Genomic DNA, 1,132 nt, shown 5'->3' with positions numbered 1-1,132 from the left:
GCGTGACGGATATCGTCCTGCAGGCTGGGCCAGCTCGTCATCGTCTTGCCCTCGACCAGCCCGGCCGACACGAGGAGCCACCCGCCGTGGCAGATCGCCGCGACCGGCTTGCCGGCGCCGACGGCCGCCGTCACGAATTCGCGCGCGGCCGGCACCATCCGGATCGCATCGCCGTTGATGACCCCGCCCGGCAGCACGACCGCGTCGTAGTCGCCTTCGCGTGCATCGTCGAACGTGCGGTCGACCTTCACGCGCTCGCCCTTGTCGACGTGCCGGAAACCCTGGATTTCGCCCGGCTGCTGAGAAATCACGTCCACCTGCGCGCCTTCGGCCGCGAGCGCGCGCTGCGGTTCAACGAGTTCGGCTTCCTCGAAACCGTCGACCGCGAGAATCGCTACCTTGCAATAATCCAGCTTGCCGCTCATGGATGCCTCCGTGGAAAGGGACAGGAACAAGGCACACGTCGCGTCGTGCCGTGCCGATCTCGCAGCAAGCGCCGTTCCGGCCGCGCAGGCCGTTGCCTGCCGGCGCGGTCGTGCTCGTGCGCGTTCCCGTAACCGGGGAACGACCCGCGATCGAAATTGATCGTCGGCCCCTCGGCCGCTTGGCGGGCGCCCGGCTGCAAAGATTTCAACGGGATGTAATGCGACGCCGTGCGCCGATCCCGCGCGATTACTGCAGATGACGCACGGCGTCGAGCATCGCGTCGGTCAGCTCGACCGTCAGCGTCAGGTTCTCGTCGGTATCGGGCAACTGTTCCAGCGTCTGCTGCACGGCGTCGTGCAGCATCGCGTGAACGCGCATCCGCGCGCCTTCGTCCAGATCCGCGTAGCGTTCCATCGTCGAGCATTCGAGCGCGAGCACGACCGAATGGCGGGCCGCCTCGGGCGGCGCCTCGATGGGGTTCGCCCACGCCGCATGGAACATGACCCTGCCCGTTTCGACGTCCACATGGACCGTCGTGTCGAGATCGTCCGTGTCGCTTGCGTCGCCGTCGAGCTCGTCGTTGTCCACCAAAATCCGGGAATTCGATTGCATGATGTCCTCCTGCGTGGCGGCGGCGCGCCCGTCCCGGGAAACCGCGCCGCCATCGCGCCATGCCGGCCGCGCCGGCACGACACCGTCAATAACC

2 protein-coding genes are annotated in these 1,132 nt (G+C 67.5%); both read right to left on the bottom strand.

The window, feature by feature from the left end:
• Positions 1-425, bottom strand: a 425-nt coding sequence (locus H3O04_RS35445) for a DJ-1/PfpI family protein (RefSeq protein WP_202589523.1), incomplete at its 3' end; no start/stop codon positions are given.
• A gap of 247 nt (positions 426-672) precedes the next feature.
• Positions 673-1,038, bottom strand: coding sequence for a DUF3022 domain-containing protein (locus tag H3O04_RS35440; RefSeq protein WP_200160121.1), 366 nt, complete (start codon positions 1,036-1,038; stop codon positions 673-675).
• Positions 1,039-1,132 lie beyond the last annotated feature (94 nt).

Source organism: Burkholderia sp. KCJ3K979 (assembly GCF_016759955.1).
Lineage (GTDB): Bacteria > Pseudomonadota > Gammaproteobacteria > Burkholderiales > Burkholderiaceae > Burkholderia > Burkholderia orbicola.
The sequence above is the reverse complement of the archived record's forward strand: the minus strand, read 5'-3'. Positions and strand labels throughout refer to the sequence as shown.